The 5,303-nt window shown below is 70.2% G+C and carries 5 protein-coding genes; 3 read left to right on the top strand and 2 right to left on the bottom strand.

Annotation, left to right across the window (positions count from 1 at the left end; genetic code table 11):
- On the bottom strand, window positions 1-942 hold a 942-nt coding region (locus AB0M20_RS25870), incomplete at its 3' end, for a hypothetical protein (RefSeq protein WP_364302399.1).
- Window positions 943-1,064: 122 nt separating this feature from the next.
- Window positions 1,065-2,135, bottom strand: coding sequence for a DNA polymerase ligase N-terminal domain-containing protein (locus tag AB0M20_RS25865; protein ID WP_364302397.1), 1,071 nt, complete (start codon window positions 2,133-2,135; stop codon window positions 1,065-1,067).
- 38 nt (window positions 2,136-2,173) lie between these two features.
- On the opposite strand from AB0M20_RS25865, the gene AB0M20_RS25860 reads away from it, so the two are divergent.
- The 3 genes from AB0M20_RS25860 to AB0M20_RS25850 form a co-directional block, all read left to right on the top strand.
- A complete protein-coding gene (locus tag AB0M20_RS25860) occupies window positions 2,174-2,848 on the top strand; it encodes a helix-turn-helix domain-containing protein (protein WP_364302395.1) in 675 nt (224 codons plus the stop codon).
- A 178-nt stretch (window positions 2,849-3,026) separates the two neighbouring features.
- Window positions 3,027-4,136: an FAD-dependent monooxygenase gene (locus AB0M20_RS25855; RefSeq protein ID WP_364302393.1), complete on the top strand. Its 1,110-nt coding sequence runs from the start codon at window positions 3,027-3,029 to the stop codon at window positions 4,134-4,136.
- A gap of 124 nt (window positions 4,137-4,260) precedes the next feature.
- Window positions 4,261-5,303 (top strand): cbb3-type cytochrome c oxidase subunit I (locus AB0M20_RS25850; protein ID WP_364302391.1); only part of this gene is annotated, 1,043 nt, incomplete at its 3' end.

Genomic DNA, 5,303 nt, shown 5'->3' with positions numbered 1-5,303 from the left:
GTTGATGCATGGGGCTGGGCTCAGGGTGCCGGTCCGCACGTCGCGGACGCGGATGGTCGCGGTGTCCGGATCCCAGAGCCGGTCCACGATGGCCGCCGTGATGCGGCGGGCACGCTCGCGGTGTGGCTCGGCGTCGGCGCCGACGACGGCGGCGATCCGGGCCAGCGCCATCTCGGCCGCACCGAGGATCGCGTTGAAGGACGGGCACTCCACCACGAAGTCGTGGCGGGCCGCGAGGTCGGTGTCCGAATATCCGGACTCCTTGTAGGCCACGACAAGGTGGACATAGCGGGCGTAGTCGATGTCCGTCGGCCGGTGCGCCGCGGTGGCCACCTCGAGGTCGCGGCGGTGGTAGCGGGACAGCAGGCTCAGGTCGGCCGGCACCGCGGAGATGGCCGCGTCCCAGGACGGGCTGTTGTCGACGCCCGACTCCCACGGGTGCACGAGGCAGGCCAGTCCGGCCCCGCCCGCGTTCCGCCGCCCGGTCAGATAGTCCTGCTGCCGGACCAGGCGCGGGTAGAGCCAGGCCAACTCGTCCATCGCCTGCTGCGCGCACGCGGCGCCGTGCGACGTGGAGCGGCGGTAGACCTCCCATGCCGCGATCGCGTGCATCGGCGGCTGCACCAGGCCGGTGCTGGCGCGCGCCGGCCGTGAGCCGTGGGCGGGCACGTCCCAGAACGCGGGGCCGGGGAAGTAGTCACCCTCCGCCACACTCGGGTCGAAGACGATGTGCGGCACGCGGCCGTCCGGCCACTGCGCCTCGAAGAGCCTGCGCAGGTCGTGCCACGCGCGGGCGGGGTTGACGTAGGCGAGGCCGATCGCGGTGAACGCCGAGTCCCAGCTCCACTGGTGTGGATAGAGGCGGCGGGACGGCACGGTGTGGTCGTTGATCCAGTTGATCGAGAGGACCTGGGCAGCGGATTTCCAGAGTTCGGCAGACATCTCAGAGGTCACAGAATTGGTCATCGGATCGGCCCTACATGCAGCATCTCAACGTAGACCTTTCCGAATTCCCGGTCAGCAAACCCCTTTCATCGGATGACCGGAGCCGTACTGAAGGTCATTCAGGCGGAGATCGACAGCCAATCGCGGGTACGCCGGCCCGGCCTATACGCCGAGTCGAGACGCTTCGCCACCACCCCGGCCAGCCCCTGTGCCGTGGCGGCCTCCAGGGCGTACGCGCCGCCGCCGGAGAAGTAGGGCGGCGTCTGCCAGTGGTCGCCGGCGATGCCCAGGCCGTCGAGCAACTCCCGGCGCTGGACGTATCCGATCGCCTCGACGGTCGAGTGCCCCTCGAGCCACAACAGGTCGTAGGCGAGGAACTGCACCGGCGTACGCTCGGCCGCCCGGCGGGCCGCGGCGGTGTCCTTGGGCTCCTTGCGCCGGGCGAGCAGGGCGGCCGACGGCGTGGTGCCGTCGAAGGCGACGATCTCGCCGTCCAGCACCGCCTCGGTCGGCGCCATCGCGTCGCCCAGCCCGCGCACCTCGGGATACCAGGAGGTGACGTCCCTTCCCTCCGCGTCGAGCAGCTTGACCCGGCCGCCGGACACGTACGCCACGGTCCGCCGCCCGGCCCAGCTCATCTCGTAGCCCCACTCGGCGTCGTCGGCCGGCAGCTTCGCGGCCCGGGTCGCGGTCATCGGCTCGACCAGGTCGGGCATGGTTTCCCAGCCCGGCTCGGCGGGGTCCATCCGGCGCACCATCCAGTCGTTGCCGCCGGTCTGGAAGAAGACATAACGCCCGGACGTCCGCTCGCCGTGGAAGGTGACGCTGACTTCGTCGTCGCGCCATTTGTCCGTGTCGTAGGTGCCGGTGTCGTGGATGAACATCCGGCCGCCGCCGTACTCGCCGGCCGGGATCTCGCCCGAGAAGGTCAGGTATTCCAGTGGGTGGTCCTCGGTGTGTTTGGCCAGGTTGTTCCGGCTCCGGTCGCGGGGCAGGCCGCGCGGCACGGCGAAGGAGACCAGCACGCCGTTGCGCTCCAGCCGCACGTCCCAGTGCAGGCTGCGCGCGTGGTGCTGCTGGATGACGAACCTGTTCTCGCGATCCCGCGGCTCGGGGCTGCGCTGCGGGACCGGCTCGGGGGTGCGTTTCGCGTCGCGCTTGCGGCGGTATTCATCGAGGCGGTCGCTCACGGACCCATCTTGTCGTACCCCCGTGCGAAGGTCTTTGCATGTACTCCGAACGGCCCGCTCGCCTCCCGCACGTGATCGCCTGGCAGTCGCTGACGCCGCCGGGCCATCACGCGTCGCGGATCCTGCCGGACGGCTGTATGGATCTGATCTGGCACGACGGTCGTGTGTTCGTGGCGGGTCCGGACACCACCGCGCAGGTCTCGGAGAGCTCCGGCGGCGGGCAGTTGTTCGGCCTGCGCTTCGCGGCGGGGACGGGGCCGCAGGTCGTCGGTTCGCCGGCTGACGAGTTCACCGACCGGCAGGTGCCGCTCGACCAGTTGTGGTCGCCGGCCGACGTGCGGCGCATAGCGGAGTCCTCGTCTCCCGGCGAGGCGCTGACCGAGGCGGCGCTCATGCGCTGGCGCGAGCCCGACCCGGCGCTGGTCGAGGTGGCGGCGCGGGCGCGCGCGGGGTGGACGGTGGACGCGATCGCCGAGCGGCTCGGCCTGAGCGCGCGGCAGCTGCAGCGCCGGGTCAGGACCGGTTTCGGGTACGGGCCGAAGCACCTGATCCGTATCCTGCGGTTTCAGCGGGCCGTCCGGCTCGCCCGGGCGGGCACGTCGTTCGCAGAGGCGTCCGCCATCGCCGGCTACGCCGACCAGGCCCACCTCTCGAGGGACACGCGAGCGTTGGCCGGCGTGCCGATGGGCTCACTCGTCCACGTCGGCCCGTGAGTCGCAGAACGTCCACTCCGGATCCAACAACCGCGGCGATGTATGGGGGCCGAACGATGCAGACTGCTCGTCTCGAACAAATCGGGCGCCGACTTGATCGTGGGTTTCCCGCTCCGGTGGCGGCGGGTAGTGTCTTGGCTCCGACGCGTGTCCAACTCCCCTCGGAGGCGTTGCTCCGATGACCTTGCGCATCCTTGTCGTGGGGGCCGGGATCTCCGGTCTCGCCGCGGCCAGGGGCCTGCGGGTCGCCGGCTTCCGGCCCGACGTGGTCGAGGAGCTGCCCGCCAGCATGTTGCCCGGCGCCGGCATCCACCTCCCGGGCAACGCCACGCGAGCGCTGCGGCAGCTCGGCCTCGACGCGCCGCTGCGGCCGCTCGGTGACCTCATCTTCCGCCAGCTCTTCCTCGACTCGACCGGCGAGCCCCTCTTCGAGCTGGACGCGGCCGCGCTCTGGGCGGGTGTCGGCGAGTCCCGGGCGCTGTCCCGGGCCGACCTGCAGCAGGTGCTGCTCACCGGAGTCGGCGGCGAGGTCCGCTACGACACCGCCGTGCGGGATCTGGAGATCTCCGACGGCGTGGCCAAGGTCGAGTTCTCCGACGGCCGGATGCAGGAGTACGACCTGGTGGTCGGCGCCGACGGCCGGCGCTCGACGATCCGCACGAAATCCGAGCTGGGCGGTCCCGCCGTGCCCACCGGCCAGATCGTCTACCGCAGCGTGGTCAACGGCGGGCCGCGGATCAGCGACTGGACTTCCCTGCTCGGTCGGCGGTCGTCCTTCACGGTGATGCCGATGGGCAGCCGGCGGCTGTATTGCTATGCCGACGAGACCGTGGACGAGGGTCAGCCCAACCCCGCCGACCCCGAGAAGCGGTTGCGGGAGCTGTTCGGTGACTTCGGCGGGCCGGTCCCGGCCATCCTGGACGCGATCGAGAAGGTGCAGGTCGCCCGCACCGACGAGGTGATGCTGGAGCGCTGGTCGACCGGGCCGGTGCTGCTGGTCGGCGACGCCGCGCACGCGACCGCGCCGACGCTGGCGCAGGGTGCTGCGATGGCCTTCGAGGACGCGGTGGTGCTCGGCGAGGTGCTGCGCGCCACGCCCGACGACATCCCGGCCGCGCTGGCCGCCTTCGAGGCCCGGCGGAAGCCGCGTTGTGAGCACGTCCGCGCGCAGACCCACGAGCGGGACAACGCCCGCGATGTGGCGCCCGCGCTGCGTGATCCGATGCTGCGCCGCCGTGGCCGGGAGATGTTCGGGGACCAGTTCCGTGAGCTCGTCGGGCCCATGTGAAGCCACGTCGGCTGTTTGGCAGCCCCGCGCCCGCGGTAACCCGACGGGGGACTATTCTGCCTGGGAGGCACGCCTTCAGCTTGGGGCGTACTGAGCGGGACGAACGAGACACCGGAGGCTATTCGTGACGACCGTCGCGCCTAAGCCGATCGTGACCCGGCCATGGCCGGTCCGCCCCCAGGTAAAGGGCTCAGCGATCGCGCGGATCCTGCGCACGACGGACGCGAAGCAGATCGGGATCATGTACATGATCACGTCCTTCGTGTTCTTCCTGCTCGGTGGCCTGATGGCGCTGCTGATGCGCGCCGAGCTGGCCCGGCCCGGCATGCAGTTCCTGTCGCCGGAGCAGTACAACCAGCTGTTCACCATGCACGGCACGATCATGCTGCTGTTCTTCGCGACGCCGATCGTGTTCGCCTTCGCCAACTTCGTGGTGCCGATCCAGATCGGCGCGCCCGACGTCTCGTTCCCGCGGCTCAACTCGTTCGCGTACTGGCTGTATCTGTTCGGCGGCACGCTGGCGGTCGCCGGCTTCCTGACTCCGGGCGGCGCGGCTGACTTCGGCTGGTTCGCGTACACGCCGCTGAGCGACAGCCTGCACTCGCCCGGCGTCGGCGGGAACATGTGGGTGGTCGGCCTGGCGATCTCCGGTCTGGGCACCATCCTCGGTGGCGTCAACATGATCACCACGATCCTGACCCTGCGCGCGCCTGGCATGACGATGTTCCGGATGCCGATCATGACGTGGAACATCTTCGTCACCAGCCTGCTGGTGGTCCTGGTGTTCCCGTTCCTGGCCGCGGCGCTGTTCGCCCTGGCCGCCGACCGCATCCTCGGCGCCCAGGTCTTCAACGTGGAGACCGGCGGCCCGATGCTGTGGCAGCACCTGTTCTGGTTCTTCGGGCACCCCGAGGTGTACATCGTGGCGCTGCCGTTCTTCGGCATCATCACCGAGGTCATCCCGGTGTTCAGCCGCAAGCCGGTGTTCGGCTACAAGGGCCTGGTGTCGGCCACGCTGCTGATCGCGGCCCTGTCGATGAGCGTGTGGGCGCACCACATGTTCGTGACCGGTCAGGTGCTGCTGCCGTTCTTCAGCTTCCTGAGCTTCCTCATCGCGGTGCCGACCGGCATGAAGTTCTTCGTGTGGATCGGCACGATGTGGCGCGG

The organism is Actinoplanes sp. NPDC051633, from assembly GCF_040681735.1.
In the GTDB taxonomy this organism is placed as follows: Bacteria; Actinomycetota; Actinomycetes; order Mycobacteriales; family Micromonosporaceae; genus Actinoplanes.
This window is presented reverse-complemented; position numbering and strand designations above follow the sequence as displayed.